General features: G+C 66.6%; 14 protein-coding genes. 1 reads left to right on the top strand and 13 read right to left on the bottom strand.

Annotated features, from left to right (window positions below; genetic code table 11):
- Positions 1–212 precede the first annotated feature (212 nt).
- The 13 genes from guaA to ndk form a co-directional block, all read right to left on the bottom strand.
- Entirely contained in the window at positions 213–1,778 is a 1,566-nt protein-coding gene (gene guaA / locus AC5P7A_RS16810; RefSeq protein ID WP_495220356.1) for a glutamine-hydrolyzing GMP synthase, read from the bottom strand.
- Complete coding sequence (locus tag AC5P7A_RS16805; RefSeq protein ID WP_346601391.1) at positions 1,775–2,254, bottom strand: hypothetical protein; 480 nt, start codon at positions 2,252–2,254, stop codon at positions 1,775–1,777. The genes guaA and AC5P7A_RS16805 overlap by 4 nt, the downstream gene beginning before the upstream one ends.
- Positions 2,255–2,361: 107 nt before the next feature.
- Complete coding sequence (gene guaB / locus AC5P7A_RS16800) at positions 2,362–3,819, bottom strand: IMP dehydrogenase (RefSeq protein WP_032958143.1); 1,458 nt, start codon at positions 3,817–3,819, stop codon at positions 2,362–2,364.
- A gap of 292 nt (positions 3,820–4,111) precedes the next feature.
- Positions 4,112–4,990, bottom strand: a complete 879-nt coding sequence (gene folD, locus AC5P7A_RS16795) for a bifunctional methylenetetrahydrofolate dehydrogenase/methenyltetrahydrofolate cyclohydrolase FolD (RefSeq protein ID WP_069117134.1) — start codon at positions 4,988–4,990, stop codon at positions 4,112–4,114.
- 177 nt (positions 4,991–5,167) lie between these two features.
- Positions 5,168–7,000, bottom strand: coding sequence for a monovalent cation:proton antiporter-2 (CPA2) family protein (locus AC5P7A_RS16790; RefSeq protein WP_069117135.1), 1,833 nt, complete (start codon positions 6,998–7,000; stop codon positions 5,168–5,170).
- A gap of 296 nt (positions 7,001–7,296) precedes the next feature.
- Positions 7,297–8,433, bottom strand: coding sequence for a molybdopterin-synthase adenylyltransferase MoeB (moeB, locus tag AC5P7A_RS16785; protein ID WP_495220355.1), 1,137 nt, complete (start codon positions 8,431–8,433; stop codon positions 7,297–7,299).
- A 202-nt stretch (positions 8,434–8,635) separates the two neighbouring features.
- Positions 8,636–10,033 (bottom strand): ribosome biogenesis GTPase Der, encoded by a 1,398-nt coding sequence (gene der / locus AC5P7A_RS16780; RefSeq protein ID WP_014646861.1) that lies wholly within the window; start codon positions 10,031–10,033, stop codon positions 8,636–8,638.
- Between the two features lie 17 nt (positions 10,034–10,050).
- Positions 10,051–11,259 carry an outer membrane protein assembly factor BamB gene (bamB, locus tag AC5P7A_RS16775; protein WP_014036904.1) on the bottom strand — a complete coding sequence of 403 codons (1,209 nt, stop codon included), beginning with the start codon at positions 11,257–11,259 and terminating at the stop codon, positions 10,051–10,053.
- Complete coding sequence (locus AC5P7A_RS16770) at positions 11,259–11,897, bottom strand: YfgM family protein (RefSeq protein WP_014646859.1); 639 nt, start codon at positions 11,895–11,897, stop codon at positions 11,259–11,261. The genes bamB and AC5P7A_RS16770 overlap by 1 nt, the downstream gene beginning before the upstream one ends.
- A 64-nt stretch (positions 11,898–11,961) precedes the next feature.
- Entirely contained in the window at positions 11,962–12,834 is an 873-nt protein-coding gene (locus AC5P7A_RS16765; RefSeq protein ID WP_495220354.1) for a RodZ domain-containing protein, read from the bottom strand.
- Positions 12,835–12,852: 18 nt separating this feature from the next.
- The gene (gene pilW, locus AC5P7A_RS16760; protein ID WP_041863329.1) at positions 12,853–13,638 is read right to left on the bottom strand and encodes a type IV pilus biogenesis/stability protein PilW; all 786 of its coding nucleotides are present in this window, start codon (positions 13,636–13,638) and stop codon (positions 12,853–12,855) included.
- Entirely contained in the window at positions 13,625–14,830 is a 1,206-nt protein-coding gene (gene rlmN, locus AC5P7A_RS16755) for a dual-specificity RNA methyltransferase RlmN (RefSeq protein WP_005409296.1), read from the bottom strand. The genes pilW and rlmN overlap by 14 nt, the downstream gene beginning before the upstream one ends.
- A 10-nt stretch (positions 14,831–14,840) precedes the next feature.
- Entirely contained in the window at positions 14,841–15,266 is a 426-nt protein-coding gene (gene ndk / locus AC5P7A_RS16750) for a nucleoside-diphosphate kinase (protein ID WP_005409295.1), read from the bottom strand.
- 361 nt (positions 15,267–15,627) lie between these two features.
- Between ndk and AC5P7A_RS16745 the strand changes: the two genes are divergently transcribed.
- Positions 15,628–16,281: a TetR/AcrR family transcriptional regulator gene (locus tag AC5P7A_RS16745; RefSeq protein ID WP_014646856.1), complete on the top strand. Its 654-nt coding sequence runs from the start codon at positions 15,628–15,630 to the stop codon at positions 16,279–16,281.
- The last annotated feature ends 9 nt before the right edge of the window (positions 16,282–16,290 follow it).

Raw genomic sequence — 16,290 nt, 5'->3', positions numbered from 1 at the left:
ACTACAAACTACCATGGCGGAGTAGGCGTCGAGAACGGCCCTGCGCTAGCGCTCCCATCCGGCACCCGCCCGATTATTCTATTTCAGCATCCGGCGGGGTCTTCCGGTTAAGAGGCAGGATGCGCTCGATTGATTCGACCTCATTGGCTCTGTTCACTTCGAAAACTGATGACCAGAAAAAGGGCGCCTCTCGGCGCCCTCGTTCTCTCAACTCATTCCCACTCAATAGTCGCCGGCGGCTTCCCCGAGATGTCATAAACCACCCGCGACACCCCCCGCAACTCATTGATGATCCGGTTGCTCACCGTACCCAGGAACTCATACGGCAGATGCGCCCAATGCGCGGTCATGAAGTCGATCGTCTCCACGGCCCTTAGCGCAATCACCCACTCATAAGCCCGCGCATCACCCACCACGCCCACCGACTTCACCGGCAGGAACACGGCAAACGCCTGGCTGGTCTTGTCGTACAGGTCGGCCTTGCGCAGCTCATCAATGAAGATGGCATCGGCCTTGGCCAGCAGCTCGGCGTACTCGCGCTTCACTTCGCCGAGGATACGCACGCCCAGACCCGGGCCCGGGAACGGATGGCGGTAGACCATGGTGCGCGGCAGGCCCAGCTCCACGCCGAGGCGACGCACCTCGTCCTTGAACAGTTCGCGCAGCGGCTCCACCAGGCCCAGCTTCATGTGCTCCGGCAGGCCGCCCACGTTGTGGTGGCTCTTGATCACGTGCGCCTTGCCGGTCTTGCTGCCGGCCGACTCGATCACGTCCGGGTAGATGGTGCCCTGCGCCAGCCACTTGGCGTTCTTCAGCTTGTTCGACTCTTCATCGAAGATCTCAACGAACAGGTTGCCGATGATCTTGCGCTTGGCTTCCGGGTCGCTCACGCCTTCCAGCGCGGCGAAGTAGCGGTCGGCGGCATTCACGCGCACCACCTTTACGCCCATGTGCTCGGCAAACATCGCCATCACCTGGTCGCCTTCCTGCCAGCGCAGCAGGCCGGTATCCACGAACACGCAGGTCAGCTTGTCGCCGATGGCCTTGTGCAGCAGCGCAGCTACCACGGACGAATCGACGCCGCCGGACAGGCCCAGGATCACTTCGTCATCGCCCACTTGATCTCTTACGCGGGCGATCTGGTCGTCGATGATGTTGGCGGCGGTCCACAGGGTCTGGCAGCCGCACACATCCACCACGAAGCGGCGCAGCAGCGCCTGGCCCTGCAGGGTGTGGGTCACTTCCGGGTGGAACTGCACGCCGTACCAGCGCTTTTCTTCGTTGGCCATGGCGGCCACCGGAATGCGGTCGGTGGTGGCGGTGATGGTGAAGCCCGGCGGCGCAACGGAGACGTGGTCGCCGTGGCTCATCCAGACATTCAGCTTCGGCTCGCCGCCGTGGTCGCTCAGGCCCTTGAACAGCGCATCGGGGTTGATGACGTTCACTTCGGCGTGGCCGAATTCGCGCTGGTCCGCCGCTTCGGTGGCACCGCCCAGCTGCGCGGCCAGGGTCTGCATGCCGTAGCAGATGCCGAAGATCGGCAGGCCGCTGTCGAACACTTCCTGCGGCGCGGCCGGCGCACCCGGCAGCGTGGTCGATTCCGGGCCACCGGACAGGATGATGCCCTTGGCGCCAAACGCGGCAATCTCGGCCGGGTTGTGGTCCCAAGCCCAGATTTCGCAGTAGACGCCCAGCTCGCGGATGCGGCGGGCGATCAGCTGCGTGTACTGCGCGCCGAAATCGAGGATGAGGATCTTGTCGTTATGGATGTTGGTCATGGTGCCGTTCCAGTGGTGTTTTTCGCAGCGCCCGGCGCTTCAAGGCTCTGCGTCAGCGTGGCGATGAACGCCTCGCGTTGTTGAATATGTGAGGGATCTTCCTCGTCCCAGCGCAGCATCAGCAGGCCGTGCGGTGCGTTGGGGTTGGCGCGGTCGGCGCGCGGCAGTTCGGCGATTTCCTGCACTTCGGTGCCGGGCACGATGCGCCGTTGAAAGGCGTGCATCGGGTAACCAGATGCTTTCGCGGTACCCCAATCGGCCATCGCTGCGCTCATCCGTTTCGGCTCCAAGGGCCCCAGCTCGGCGGTGACCACAGGATCTTCAAGCCTGTCACCCAGATCGGTAACGCACCGCAGGATGACCTGCAGCGGGCGCTCGCCGGTGCCTTTCAGCAGCCAGCGCTGCTCGCCGGCGGCCTGCACCTGCCAGCCTGTCGGCAGCGAGAACGCGTTCTGGCACGCCTGTACGTCCTGCAATTGCGAAACCGCCGCGCCCGGAGACCCGGAGCGCGGCGGCGGTTCGGACAACGAACAGCCTGCCATCAGCAGGCTGCCCGTAATCGCAAGAGCAGTTCGCAAGCGCATCAGGCGCGGTAGTTCGGCGGCTCTTTGGTGATCGTCACGTCGTGGACGTGGCTCTCACGCTGGCCGGCGCCGCTGATCTTCACGAACTTGGGCTTGCTGCGCATCTCGTCGATGGTGGCGCAACCCACGTAGCCCATGGTGGCACGCAGGCCGCCCATCAGCTGGTGGATGATCCCGCCCACCGGGCCGCGGTACGGCACGCGGCCTTCGATGCCTTCCGGCACCAGCTTGTCGGCGGTGGCGGCGTCCTGGAAGTAGCGGTCCTTCGACCCCTTCTCCATGGCAGCCAGCGAGCCCATGCCGCGGTAGCTCTTGTACGAACGGCCCTGGTACAGCTCGGTCTCGCCCGGCGATTCTTCGGTACCGGCCAGCAGGCCGCCGACCATAATGGTCGAGGCACCGGCGGCCAGCGCCTTGCCGATGTCGCCCGAGTAGCGGATGCCACCGTCGGCGATCAGCGGGATGCGGTCCTGCAGCGCTTCGGCCACCAGATCAATCGCGGTCACCTGCGGCACGCCGACGCCGGCGACGACGCGGGTGGTGCAGATCGAGCCCGGGCCGATGCCGACCTTCACTGCGTCCGCGCCGCTGTCCAGCAGCGCCAGTGCGGCTTCGCCGGTGCAGATGTTGCCACCGATGACCTGCACGTTCGGGAAGTTCTTCTTGACCCAGCTGACGCGGTCCAGCACGCCCTGCGAGTGGCCGTGCGCGGTATCGACCACGATCACGTCCACGCCGGCGGCGACCAGCGCTTCCACGCGGCGATCGGTATCGCCACCCACGCCGACGGCAGCGCCGACCAGCAGGCGGGTCGACAGATCCTTGGCAGCGTTCGGGAAGTCGGTGTTCTTCTGGATGTCCTTGACGGTGATCAGGCCACGCAGTTCGAACGAATCATTGACCACCAGCACCTTTTCGATGCGGTTGCGATGCAGCAGCTGCAGCACTTCGTCAGACGCGGCGCCTTCCTTGACCGTGATCAGGCGATCCTTCTTGGTCATGATGTGGCGGACCGGATCGTCCAGCTCGGTCTCGAAGCGCATGTCGCGGTGGGTCACGATGCCGGCCAGCTGGCCGTCGCTGCCCACCACCGGCACGCCGGAGATGTTGTGCGCCTGGGTCAGGGCCAGCACGTCGCGGATGGTGGTTTCCGGGCCGACGGTGATCGGGTCGCGGATGACACCGGCCTCGAACTTCTTGACCTTGGCCACTTCCGCGGCCTGCTGTTCCAGGCTGAGATTCTTGTGGATGATGCCCATGCCGCCGAGCTGGGCCATGGCGATGGCCAGGCGGGCTTCGGTGACGGTGTCCATGGCTGCGGAGAGGATCGGAAGCTTCAGCTTCAGGTCTCGGGTCAACCGCGTTTCGAGGTTGACGTCCTTGGGCAGGATGGTCGAGTGGGCGGGGACGAGCGAGACGTCGTCGTAAGTGAGTGCTTCAGCCTGGATGCGCAGCATCGGCATACCCGAGATGTGGGGAAGCGCGACATTTTACCCCTTTTTCGCGCCGCGTGGCAGGGGGTAGATGCGACGCAGTGTCGCGCCGGCGGCGATTGGTTCAGGGCGACGGACCGGGGCCACGCGCCTCTTGGGAACCCCCACGGAACCGCCTTTGGTAGGTGCCAACCTTGGTTGGCACGATCCGTCCGGCACCGGCACCCCAGATGGGCCGATGGCCCCGATGAATGTGTGCCAACCAAGGTTGGCACCTACCAGGAGCGGGTCAACGGTCGGCACCCACCCAAAATGGTCAGCTCAGCGCTTCCGCCGCTTCCAGGGTGTTCTGCATCAGCGTGGCCACGGTCATCGGGCCCACGCCACCCGGCACCGGGGTGATCCAACTCGCCCGCTGGGCAGCCGCCTCAAACCCGACGTCGCCCACCAGGCGGCCGTCGTCCAACCGGTTGATGCCGACGTCGATCACCACCGCGCCCGGCTTCACCCACTCGCCCGGCACGATGCCCGGGCGGCCCACCGCCACCACCAGGATGTCGGCGTTGCGCACGGCCTGTTCCAGCACGTCCTTGGGGGTGAACTTGTGGCAGCTGGTCACGGTGCAGCCGGCAATCAGCAGCTCCAGGCCCATCGGGCGGCCGACGTGGTTGCTCACGCCGACGATGGTGGCGTTGCGGCCGCGTACCGGCTGGTCGGTGTGGCCCAGCAGCGTGGTGATGCCGCGCGGGGTGCACGGGCGCAGGCCGAACTCGCGCAGGGCCAGGTGGCCGACGTTTTCCGGGTGGAAGCCGTCCACGTCCTTGCGCGGGTCGATGCGCTGGATCAGCCGGCGCGCATCGGGGATGCCCGGCAGCGGCAGCTGGATCAGGATGCCGTTGATCTTCGGATCGGCGTTGAGCTGGTCGATCAGCTCGAGCAGCTCGGCCTCGGTGGTACCGGCCGGCAGATCGTAGTCGTGTGCCTCGATGCCGACCTTCTCGGCGGCACGGCGCTTGTTGCGCACGTATACGGTCGAGGCCGGGTCGCCACCGACCAGCACCACGGCCAGGCCCGGGCGGCTGCCACCGGCCGCCACGCGGGCGTCGACGCGCACCTTCAGGCTGTCGAGCAGGTCCTCGGCGATGCGGCGGCCATCAAGGATGCGGGCAGGGTGCTGGGGGGCGGAATCGGTCATCGGGAGCAGGCGTGGGGCGGCGGGGACGCTATTGTCCCTGATTCAGGCCCCCTCGCCCACCGCAGGATGGGGTCCTGACGGGGTCGGATCCCTTTGCCACAGGCAAAGGGCTCTGAGCCCAGCACGACGTAGCGGGTCAGAGCCCTTTCCGCTGGAAAGGGATTCGACCCGCAAACGTTATTCTTCCTCTTCCGGCACGTCCTGCGGGTTCAACGTCTTGCTTGCCCGCTTCGGCGCGGTGAACGGCGTCGGCGTCGGCACGCCCTGGGCTGAATTGCCGAACACCATCTTGGCGCCGGCATTCAAGCCACCACCGGCAATCTCCAGCTCGAAACGCTCGGCATCGCGACGACGGATCTGCTCGGCAATCTCCACCGCGTCGTCCTCATCCGCGCCCAGCTCCACCAGCGCGGCCTGGCCGAACAGCACCGCCGATTCAAACGTCTCGCGGATCTGGAAATCGACACCGGCATGGATCAGCCGCAGCGAATGCTCGCGGTCGAACGAGCGCACCATCAGCTTGGCCTGCGGGAACTCGTGCGACACCAGTTCGACGATGCGGTCGGCGGCCTCGGCCTTGTCCACGCACACCGCAATCGCACGCGCGGTGGCCGCGCCCGAGGCATGAAGCACGTCCAGTCGCGTACCGTCGCCGTAATAGATCTTGAAACCGAAACGCGCGGCGCTCTGGATCATCTCCACGTCGTTGTCGATGATGGTCACGTCCACATCGCGCGCCAGCAGCGACTGGCTGGCGACCTGGCCGAAGCGGCCGAAGCCGATCAGCAGCACACTACCGGACAGGCCCTCGGCCTCGTCCACGCCGTCCATGTTCACCGTCGGCTTCGGCGCGATGCGCTTGTAGACCAGCACCACCAGCGGGGTCAACGCCATCGACAACACCACCACCGCGGTGAAGTTGGCATTGATCTCCAGGTTGATCACGCCGGCTGAGGCGGCAGCGGAGAACAGCACGAAGGCGAACTCGCCACCCTGCGCCATCAGCACGCCCCGGTCCAGCGCCTGCGCGTGGTCGCTGCCCATGATGCGCGCGACCACGTAGATGCACAGCGCCTTGGCCACCATCAGCGCCAGCACCAGGCCGAGGATCAGCTGCCAGTTGCCAGCCACCACGCCCAGGTCCAGCGCCATGCCCACGCTGAGGAAGAACAGGCCCAGCAGGATGCCGCGGAACGGTTCGATGTCCGCCTCGATCTGGTGGCGGAAGGTCGACTCGCTCAGAAGCACGCCCGCGAGGAACGCGCCCATCGCCATCGACAGGCCGGACAGCTGCATCAGCAGCGCCGCGCCCAGCACCACCAGCAGCGCGGCGGCGGTCATCACCTCGCGCGCCTTCGATTCGGCCAGCACGCGGAACAGCGGATTGAGCAGGAAGCGGCCGACCAGCACCAGGCCGACGATGGCGCCGACGCCGATCGCTACCGACAGCCAGCGTGAGCCTTCGCCGTCGGCGCTGCCCGCGCTCGGACCCATCCAGGCCACCAGCGCCAGCAACGGCACGATCAGCAGGTCTTCGAACAGCAGGATGGAGACGATCTTCTGCCCCGACGGCAGCGCGATGTCACCGCGCTCGGCCAGCAGCTGCATCACCACTGCGGTGGATGTGAGCACAAAGCCGGTGGCACCGATGAAGGCCACCTGCCACGGCAACCCGAACAGCTTGGCGATGCTGGTCAGCACCAGCGCACAGGTGACGATCTGCAGCGTGCCCAGCCCGAAAATTTCCTTGCGCAGGCTCCACAGGTGCGAGGGCCGCATCTCCAGGCCGATCACGAACAGGAACATCACCACGCCGAGTTCGGCGGTATGCAGGATCGCCTGCGGGTCGGAGAACCAGCCCAGCCCGAACGGTCCGATCGCCAGGCCAGCGGCGAAGTAGCCCAGCACCGAGCCCAGGCCGGCCCGGCGGAACAAAGGCACCATCACCACCGCCGCGCCCAACAGGGCGACGACCTTGACCAGCTCGCTGGTCGCTGCTTCTACCGCCATGCGGTGCTTTCCCCAAGATCCAGAATCGCGTTCAACAATAGAGCAATGCCGATGACGGCAATAGCACGCATGTTGCGCCGGATTGTCTTGGAGATGGAACGATACCGGGAGTGACCCCCAGCATCATCCCGAAACCATGCATCCGCGTCGGTGGGTGCCAACCTTGGTTGGCACAACCACAACCTGTAGAGCCGAGCCCACGCTCGGCTGCTCTTCGTGCCGAGGCCAGAAGCAGCCGAGCATGGGCTCGGCTCTACAGTAGATCCACGCCATGCGTGGATGACGCCCGGCCGGGTTCACCCACCCCGGCAGAACGCGGCGTAATCGATATATCCCGGGAACGGCACGCCCGGCGCGCACACCGGGCAATGCGGGTCCGGCCGAATGCCGGTCTCACGGAAGCGCATGCCCAGCGCGTCGAAGCGCAGCAGGCGGCCAACCAGCGGCTCACCGATGCCCAGCAGCAGCTTCAGCACCTCGGTCGCCTGCAGCACGCCGGCCAGGCCGGGCAGCACGCCCAGCACACCCGCCTCGGAACAGTTCGGCGCGAACTCCGGCGGCGGCGGCTCGGGGAACAGGCAGCGGTAGCACGGCGCCACGCCACGCTGGCGGCCAGCGTCAAACACGCTTACCTGGCCGTCGAAGCGCTCGATGGCGGCATACACCAGCGGCGTGGCGTGCTTGATGCAGGCGTCGTTGAGCAGGTAGCGCAGCGGGAAGTTGTCCGACCCATCCAGCACCACGTCCACGCCCTCCAGCAGCGCATCCACGTTCTCGGACGTGACCCGCTCAGGCACCGCCTCGACGTCGATCGACGGGTTCAACGCCAGCAGCCGCTCGCGCGCCGAATCGACCTTGAACTGGCCGACGCTGGCTTCGGTATGCACGATCTGCCGGTGCAGGTTGCTGCGCTCCACGCGGTCATGGTCGGCGAAGCGCAGGTGCCCTACCCCGGCGGCGGCCAGGTAGAAACCAGCCGGCGCGCCCAGCCCACCCGCGCCCAGCACCAGCACGCGTGATTGCTGCAGCCGGCGCTGGCCGGCCTCGCCCACCTGCGGCAGCAGCAGGTGCCGCGAATAGCGATCAAAGAAGTCACGGTCGGCGGCGCTGGCCAGCGGCTGCACCAAGGGCAGAGACTGCTCACGCCAGGCCACGGTGCCGCCCGCCACGGAAGCGACGCGGGTGTAGCCGGCCTCCCGCAGGAACTGCGCGGCATCGGCCGAGCGCTTGCCGCTCTGGCAGATCAGCAGGATCTCCTGGTCGTGCCGCGGCAGGTGTGCGGCCGGGTCGGCATGCAGCTCGTCCTTTGCCACGCCGCGCGCGCCCTCGGCCATGCCGCCGGCCCGTTCATGCGCCTCGCGCACATCGATCAGCACCGCGCCATGGGCCAGGCGCTCGCGCGCCTGCGCGGGGGAAAGCTCTTGGATGCTCATGGCCGCATTATCGCGCACGTGGCGGCAGGCCGCCTTGACCAGCATCTGTAGAGCCGAGCCTATGCTCGGCTCTACGGGTCCACCGCAGGCCTGCGGTAGCGCCCGCCCTGCACCCGGGGTCAGATCCCTTTTCCGGAGGAAATGGGATCTGACCCCATTCTCCGCAACGAAAAAGGCGGCCCTGCGGCCGCCTTCTCGTGAATCACTTGCCCTTGACGTGCTTCATCAAGCGCCGCTTGGCCTTGACCTGCCGCTCGGTGAGGACGTTCTTCTTGCCCTCGTACGGGTTGGTACCCTCGCGGAAGATGAAGCTCACCGGCGTGCCTATCAGCTTGAAGCGCTTGCGGAAGAAGTTCTCCAGGTAGCGCTTGTACGACTCCTGCAGCTCCTTCAGGCGGGTGCCGTGCACGATGAAGGTCGGCGGGTTGGAACCGGCCGGGTGCACGTAGCGCAGCTTGGAGACGTGGCCGCGGATGGTCGGCGGCGGGTTGGTCTCGTAGGCCACTTCCAGCGCCTTGTTCACTTCGCTGGTGGTGAAGGTCTTGTTCGCCGATTCGTGCGCGCGGTGCACCGCGCGGAACAGCTCACGCAGGCCCGAACCATGCTTGGCCGAGATGCGCACCGACTCGGCCCACGGCACGAAGCCCAGCTTCAGCGACAGCATGGTTTCGGCCTGCTCACGCTGGTACTCGGTCAGGCCATCCCACTTGTTGATGGCGATCACCAGTGCGCGGCCGGCGTCGAGCACGGCACCGAGCACGGTGGCGTCCTGGTCGGTCACGCCTTCGGTGGCGTCGAGCATCAGCACGGCCACCTGGCACTGCTCGATCGACTGCATGGTCTTGACCACCGAGAACTTCTCGACGACCTCGTCCACGCGCGACCGACGGCGCAGGCCGGCGGTATCGATCAGGCGGTACTCGCGGCCATCACGCTCCAGGTCCACCGCGATCGAGTCGCGGGTGGTGCCCGGCACGTCGGAGGCGATCATGCGCTCCTCGCCGAGGATGCGGTTGACCAGGGTCGACTTGCCCACGTTCGGGCGGCCGACGAAGGCGATGCGGATGCGGTTCGGATCGTTGTCCAGCTCTTCGCCGCTGCCTTCTTCCGGCAGGCGCTGGATCACTTCGTCCAGCAGGTCGTCCAGGCCCTGGCGATGCGCGGCCGACACGGTCAGCATCTCGCCGAAGCCGTAACGGGCGAACTCCGAACGCACGGTGTCCTCGTCGGTGCCGTCGATCTTGTTGATCAGCAGCAGCGTCGGGCGCGACAGCTTGCGCAGCCAGGCCAGGATCTCGTCGTCCATCGCCGAGGTACCCTCACGGGCGTCGACCACGAACAGGATCAGGTCGGCTTCCGCCGCAGCGGCGCGGGCCTGGCGGGTGGTAGCCCCTGCCAGACCCTCTTCCTCTTCCGCGATACCGCCGGTGTCGACGACGAGGAAATGATTGTCCTCGTCCAGCCGGCAGACACCGTAGTTGCGGTCGCGGGTGACGCCGGGCTGGTCATGGACCAGCGCGTCACGGGTGCGGGTAAGCGCATTGAAAATAGTCGACTTGCCGACATTCGGCCGTCCAACCAGGGCGACCAAAGGCAGCATCGCGATTACTCCAATTTTTAATTTGCCAACCGGAAGGCGGTCAGCTTGCCATCAACGTTCTGCACCAGCAGCACCCCGTCTGCGACGACCGGCTGGGCCAGCAGGGCGTCGCCGCCACTTTTTGCCCGTGCCGCCATCGCACCATCGGACGCCTGCAACCAGTGCACGTATCCCTTGTAGTCGCCGACCACCACGTAGTCGCCGTGCAGCGCCGGGCCGGTCAGCGAACGACGGGCCAGCGCGGTCTGCGACCACATGGCCGCGCCGCTGGCCTTGTCCAGGCCGAACACGCCGCCCTTGTTGTCGGTGACGAACACATTGCCCGACGACACCGCCACGCCACCGGCACCGCCATGGTCGCGCGCCCACAGCGGGCGACCGGTCGGGCCTTCGATGGCCATGGTCTGGTTCTTGAAGCTGCTCACGTAGAGGGTGTTGCCCTCCAGCACCGGCGCGCCGTCGACGTCGGCCATGCGCTCCAGCTCGGTGCGGCCTTCGCCGTTGCCGAGGTTCTGTTCCCACAGCGTGCGGCCATCCTGCTGGGCCAGGGCCGCAACCGCGCCCTCGTCCTTGCCGATGAACAGCACGCCCGGGCCGGTCACCACCGGCGCGTTGCCACGCACGGTCAGCGCCGGCAGCTCGCTCGGGTTGAACCACTTCTGGGTGCCGTTGCCGGCATCGAAGCCGGTAACGCGGCCGTCGTTGCTGCGCACGTAGACCATGCCCTGGGCAACGGCCGGCGCGGCGATGACTTCACCCGGAACACGGGCGCGCCACTTCTCGCTGCCATCGTTGATATCCAGCGCGATGACCTGACCATCCAGCGTGCCGATCACGACCAGGTTCTCACCGACACCCGGGCCGCCGGACAGGCGCAGCTTCGCCTTCTTCTTTTCCTTCTTCGGCTCCCAGGTCCAGACCTTCTTGCCGGTCTGCAGGTCGATGGCGTGCACGCCACCGGTGATCGCGGCAGCAAACACGTGGCCGTTGGCGACCGCCGGGCCCTGGCGCACGCCGATGCGGCGCTCGCCCTTGCCGAGGTTGACCGACCAGGCCTTGCTGACCTTCAGGGTCGGCTCGAACTTGACCAGCTCAGCCGGTTCCTGTGCCTTCTTCGCGGCCGCGTCCTTGCCGGCGAACCAGCCCTTCATGGTGCTGCAGCCGGTCAGGGCCATGCCCATCAGGAGCACGGTGGCGACGCGGGTGATCATGACCTTCTGACTCATCAAACCGACTCCGCAGGGGCGGCGACGGTGCCGCCGGCGTCCATAACCTTGGTTTCCAGCAGGCGCCGCTGCGGCGCTGCCACGTCCAGCGTCTTCAGCGCCTTCTCGTACTGTGCACGGGCCTCATCACGCTTGCCCTGCGCCATCAGCGCATCGCCATGGATTTCCAGGCTGCTGCTGTCGGTCGCGCTGCCCAGCAGCTTGATGGCCTCGTCGCTCTTGCCGGTGGCCACCAGCAGGCGGGCCACACGCTGGTCGACCACGCGCTGCAGGTCACCTTCGACCTTCACATTGCGCAGGGTCGCCAGTGCCTCTTCATTCTTGCCGGCGTCGACCTGGGCCTTGGCCAGCTGCAGCGCCGCGAGGTCGCCGTAGATGCTGGACGGGCCGGCTTCGAGCGCCTTGACCGCCTTGGCGGCATCGTCAAGCTTGTTCTGCTGCAGGCCCTGCAGGGCCTTCTGGTACTCGACATTGGCCGAGGCCAGCTTGCCGCCCTGATCCTTCTGGTACCACTGCCAGCCGGCAATGGCACCGATGGCGATGACTACGCCACCGAGGATGCTGGCGCCATTCTTCCGCAGCCAGCTGCGGACGCGTTCACTTTGTTCGTGCTCGTCGAGCAGATCGTCGATCGCCATGCGTACTCTCGCCCCGCCCGTCGGGAGGGACCATTGGGATTATCGAAGGTGGTGAAACCGCGCCTCAGTGCGAAACCGGGACAACGGAGCCTTCAGAGGATACCTGAAAGCGTGCCACGTTGGCTCGCTGGTAGGGGGTCAGATCGACGATAGCGCCGTTCTGCTGAACCTGGACCGCCGAGGCGTTGCCCAGGGTCACCCGGGTCACCTGGCCCGGCGTGAAGCTGCGGGTCTCGCCGGACCTGATCAGCGCCTTCTCGACGGTGCTGCCGTCCGGCCCCCCGATGTCGACCCAGCTGTCGCCGCTGAACTGCATTTCCAGCGCGTTGCCGGCAGCCGCCGGAGCCGGCGCCGGGCGCGGCACCGGGGCCAGCGAGGCCACGTACGGGGTGGCCGCGGGCTTGCTGGCCGGGGCGGTGGCCGCTTCGGCCGGCGCGACAGTCTCGGCACCGGCCGTGGACGGGGTGACCGGCACGGCGGCCGGGATCACATCCAGCGAGGCGGTGCTCGGCGACGGGGTCGCGCTGCCGTCGAAGTGGCCACGGGTGGCGAACCACACCGGCACCGCCAGCACGGCGGTGATGCCGACATACAGCACGCGCCGGCCGAGGTTCTCGGCGATGCGGCGCGCACGCGGGGTATGGGTATGGCTGACCAGGGTGGGCGGAACCACCGGGCCGACCTGGGCCTGTTCCAGCAGCTGGCCGACATCCACGTTGAGCAGGCGCGCATAGCTACGCAGCTGGCCACGCACGAACACCGGCGCCCCCAGCTTCTGCCATTGTTCCTCTTCCAGCGACTTGACCACCTGGACCGGCATGCGCAGGCGCGAGCCGACATCTTCGAGGGTCAGTCCGGCCGCTTCGCGGGCCTGGCGCAGGCGGGTGCCGCAGCCGGCCGCAGTCTCGAGAGCGCTCACAGTCTGGTCATCAATCACAATGCATCAACCCTGGAGTTAGGAGCCCGCGTCCTGCGGAAATTCCTGTCGAATCCGCTGCAGATAACGATCAGATGCCGCCCGATCGCCCAGCTTCACTTCGATTTGAGACGCAAGTTGTAACACGGAACGCGTTGCGGGTGCAGCCGCAATCCTACGTTCGGCGAAGGCCCGGGCCTCCATGTAGCGGCCCTGGCGGTAGCTCAGCTGGGCCATCGACTCCAGCGCGACCGGGTTGGCCGGGGCCGCCACGAGCGCCGCACGCAGGTCGCGTTCGGCGCGTTCAAGCTGGCCCGCGTCCAGTGCGCAGCTGCCGGCATTGGCCTGGGCTTCTCCCGGGGTGGCATAACCCGGCGCCTGCAACGCGCGGTCGAACCAGACCAGCGATTCGGCCGGCTGGCCCTGCTGGCACAGCCAGGCACCGTAATTGTTGAGCACGTCGCCGCGCTGCGGCGCCAGTTCGGCGGCCTTGCGGAAGTTCTCACCGGCCTGGCGGGTGCGGCCACGACGGTCATCGATGCCGGCTTGGAGCACCAGCGCATCGGGCGCCTCGGGCGCCAGCTTCAGTGCTTCGCGCACCTTGCGCTCGGCGGCATCGAGATTGCCGACCTGCATGTCGCGGGTCGCCAGCGTCAACAGGTCGCGCCAGCGCACTTCGCGCCGCACGCTTTCCGGGTCACCCACCGAATAGACCGGCGCCTGGCTCGGACCGAGCTTGGCCTTGGGATGGGATTTGCAGCCGCCGACCGCAACGGCCAGCACGCCTGCGAGAAGCGCCAGCCAGAGGCGGTCAGGCCGCGGCATCGCTCCCCTTCCCCGCCTGCAGCGTCTTGTTGAACTCCGCCTGGCGGCGGGTGCGGTCCATCACCTGGCCCTTGAGCTGGCCACAGGCGGCGTCGATGTCGTCGCCACGGGTGCGGCGGACCATGGTCAGCACGTTGCTGTCGAGCAGGATCTTCTGGAAGGCGCGGATGTGCGCTTCTTCCGAACGCTCGTAGCGGGTGCCCGGGAACGGATTGAAGGGAATCAGGTTGACCTTGCCCGAATCCTTGGCCTGCACCGCGTTGTCGAACTGGCGCATCAGGCGGGCCAATTCGCGGGCATGCTCGGGCTTGTCGTTGATGCCCTTCATCAGGGTGTATTCAAAGGTGACCGACTCGCGGCGCTTGTTGGCGCGCAGGTAGCGTGCGCACGAGGCCATCAGCTCGGCGATCGGGTACTTCTTGTTGAGCGGCACCAGGGTTTCGCGCAGCGCATCGTTCGGCGCATGCAGCGACACCGCCAGCGAGACGTCGCTCTCGGCGGACAAGCGGTCGATCTGCGGCACCAGGCCGGAGGTCGACAGGGTCACGCGCTTGTTGGCCAGGCCGTAGCCCAGGTCGTCGCGCATCACGCTCATGGCGCGCACGACGTTGTCGAAATTCATCAGCGGCTCGCCCATGCCCATCATCACCACATTGGTGAGGCGGCGCATCTGGTGCGGCACGTTGCCCAGGTGGCGCGCGGCAACCCACACCTGGCCGATGATCTCGGCAGTGGTCAGGTTGCGGTTGAAGCCCTGGGTGGCGGTGGAGCAGAACGTGCAGTTCAGGCCGCAACCGACCTGCGAGGACACGCACAGCGTGCCGCGGGTCTTGTCCGGGATGTACACGGTCTCGATGGCGTTCTTGCCATCCACGCCCATCGCCAGCAGCCACTTGTGGGTGCCGTCGGCGGAGGGCTTGTCGAACACGATGTTCGGAACCAGCACCTCGGCATGGGCCTGCAGCTTGGCGCGCAGGACCTTGCCGAGGTCGGTCATTTCATCGAAATCGGTGACGTAGCGATGGTGGATCCACTTCATCACCTGATGGGCACGGAACTTCTTCTCGCCGAGAACCTCGACGAAGAACTTCTCCAGGCCCGCGCGATCGAGGTCGAGCAGGTTCTGCTTGCCAGCCGTGGGTGCCGACTTCGGCAGCGGCTGGATGGCGGGGGACTGTACGACCTCGTTCACGGCATTACTCTCAGCGCGAAACGACTTCGGTGGCGGCGAAGAAGTAGGCGATTTCAATCGCGGCATTCTCGACCGAGTCCGAGCCGTGGGCGGCGTTGGCATCGATGGATTCGGCGAAGTCGGCGCGGATGGTGCCCGGCGCGGCTTCCTTCGGGTTGGTGGCGCCCAGCAGGTCGCGGTGGGCCAGGACGGCGTTCTCGCCTTCCAGGGCCTGGATCATCACCGGGCCGGAGATCATGAACTCGACCAGCGCGTTGAAGAACGGACGCTCGCGGTGCACGGCGTAGAAGCCTTCGGCTTCACGGCGCGACAGCTGCTTGTACTTGGCGGCCACGACCTTCAGGCCGGCCTTCTCGAAGCGGGCGTAGATTTCGCCGATGACGTTCTTGGCAACGGCGTCCGGCTTGATGATCGAAAGGGTGCGCTCCAGCGCCATGGGATGTCTCCAATGGAATCGGGCCGCTGATGGCCCGAAGGGTAACATGAAAAAAACCCGCGTCGGGACGCGGGCTTAGCCTGATAAACGTAGGCGAATTGTAAAAGATAAAGCGCTGGCGTGGTAGTGCCGGTCGCCGGCCGGCAAACCCTCATGGCAGGGGTCAGATCCCCACAGGGGCTCTGACCCCATTCCGGGCCCAGTGTCGGGGTCGGAGCCCCTGCGGGGATCCGACCCCTACCCCATTCACCCACCTGAGTGAAATCTGACCGGACCGGCCGATTTTGCTGCACTGCAAAATGCCATACGCTACCGTCTGGTCCTAGTATCAAACAATCGTTTGATTAAGGTCCGCCCGCCGATGGCCAAACCCGCCCACTTCTCGACCAAGGACCGCATTCTCGGCGCGGCCGAGGAGCTGTTCGCACAGCACGGCTTCGCCGGCACTTCGCTGCGCCAGGTGACCAGCCAGGCCGACGTCAACATCGCAGCGGTCAACTACCACTTCGGCTCCAAGGAGAACCTGGTCAACGAGGTGTTCCGCCGCCGCATGGACGAGATGACCGGCGCCCGCCTGTCGCAGCTCGAACGCGCCCGCAGCGAACACCCCGGGCAGCTGCGCCCGGTGCTGGCCGCCTTCGTCGAGCCGGCATTGGCGCTGGCCCAGGACCGCCAGAACGGCGGTGCCTTCGTGCGCGTGATCGCCCGCGCCTACGCCGAGAAGAACGACAACCTGCGCAAGTTCCTGTCCGACCACTACGGCCACGTGCTGCGTGCGTTCGGCAAGGCCATCGGCGAGTGCGTACCCGACCTGAGCAAGGAAGAGCTGTACTGGCGCCTGGATTTCCTGGCCGGCTCGCTCACCTATGCCATGGCCGACTTCGGGCTGATCAAGCGTCCCGCCGGTGTCACTGAAGCGGCGCATCGTGCCCATGCCGCCCACGAACTGATCCATTTCGCCGAAGCCGGGTTCCGCGCCGCCGCTCGCGCCAGCGCCCTGCCCGCTTCCCTTTGATTCCACCCA

The organism is Stenotrophomonas sp. YJH_SMC_65 (genome assembly GCF_059369475.1).
This window is presented reverse-complemented; position numbering and strand designations above follow the sequence as displayed.

Excerpts from the sequence above, each read along its gene's own strand:
- ndk (WP_005409295.1), bottom strand. The coding sequence starts at position 15,266 with ATGGCGCTGGAGCGCACCCTTTCGATCATCAAGCCGGACGCCGTTGCC.
- bamB (WP_014036904.1), bottom strand. The coding sequence starts at position 11,259 with ATGAGTCAGAAGGTCATGATCACCCGCGTCGCCACCGTGCTCCTGATG.
- AC5P7A_RS16790 (WP_069117135.1), bottom strand. The coding sequence starts at position 7,000 with ATGGCGGTAGAAGCAGCGACCAGCGAGCTGGTCAAGGTCGTCGCCCTG.
- AC5P7A_RS16770 (WP_014646859.1), bottom strand. The coding sequence starts at position 11,897 with ATGGCGATCGACGATCTGCTCGACGAGCACGAACAAAGTGAACGCGTC.
- der (WP_014646861.1), bottom strand. The coding sequence starts at position 10,033 with ATGCTGCCTTTGGTCGCCCTGGTTGGACGGCCGAATGTCGGCAAGTCG.
- folD (WP_069117134.1), bottom strand. The coding sequence starts at position 4,990 with ATGACCGATTCCGCCCCCCAGCACCCTGCCCGCATCCTTGATGGCCGC.
- AC5P7A_RS16745 (WP_014646856.1), top strand. The coding sequence starts at position 15,628 with ATGGCCAAACCCGCCCACTTCTCGACCAAGGACCGCATTCTCGGCGCG.
- moeB (WP_495220355.1), bottom strand. The coding sequence starts at position 8,433 with ATGAGCATCCAAGAGCTTTCCCCCGCGCAGGCGCGCGAGCGCCTGGCC.
- guaB (WP_032958143.1), bottom strand. The coding sequence starts at position 3,819 with ATGCTGCGCATCCAGGCTGAAGCACTCACTTACGACGACGTCTCGCTC.
- guaA (WP_495220356.1), bottom strand. The coding sequence starts at position 1,778 with ATGACCAACATCCATAACGACAAGATCCTCATCCTCGATTTCGGCGCG.
- pilW (WP_041863329.1), bottom strand. The coding sequence starts at position 13,638 with ATGCCGCGGCCTGACCGCCTCTGGCTGGCGCTTCTCGCAGGCGTGCTG.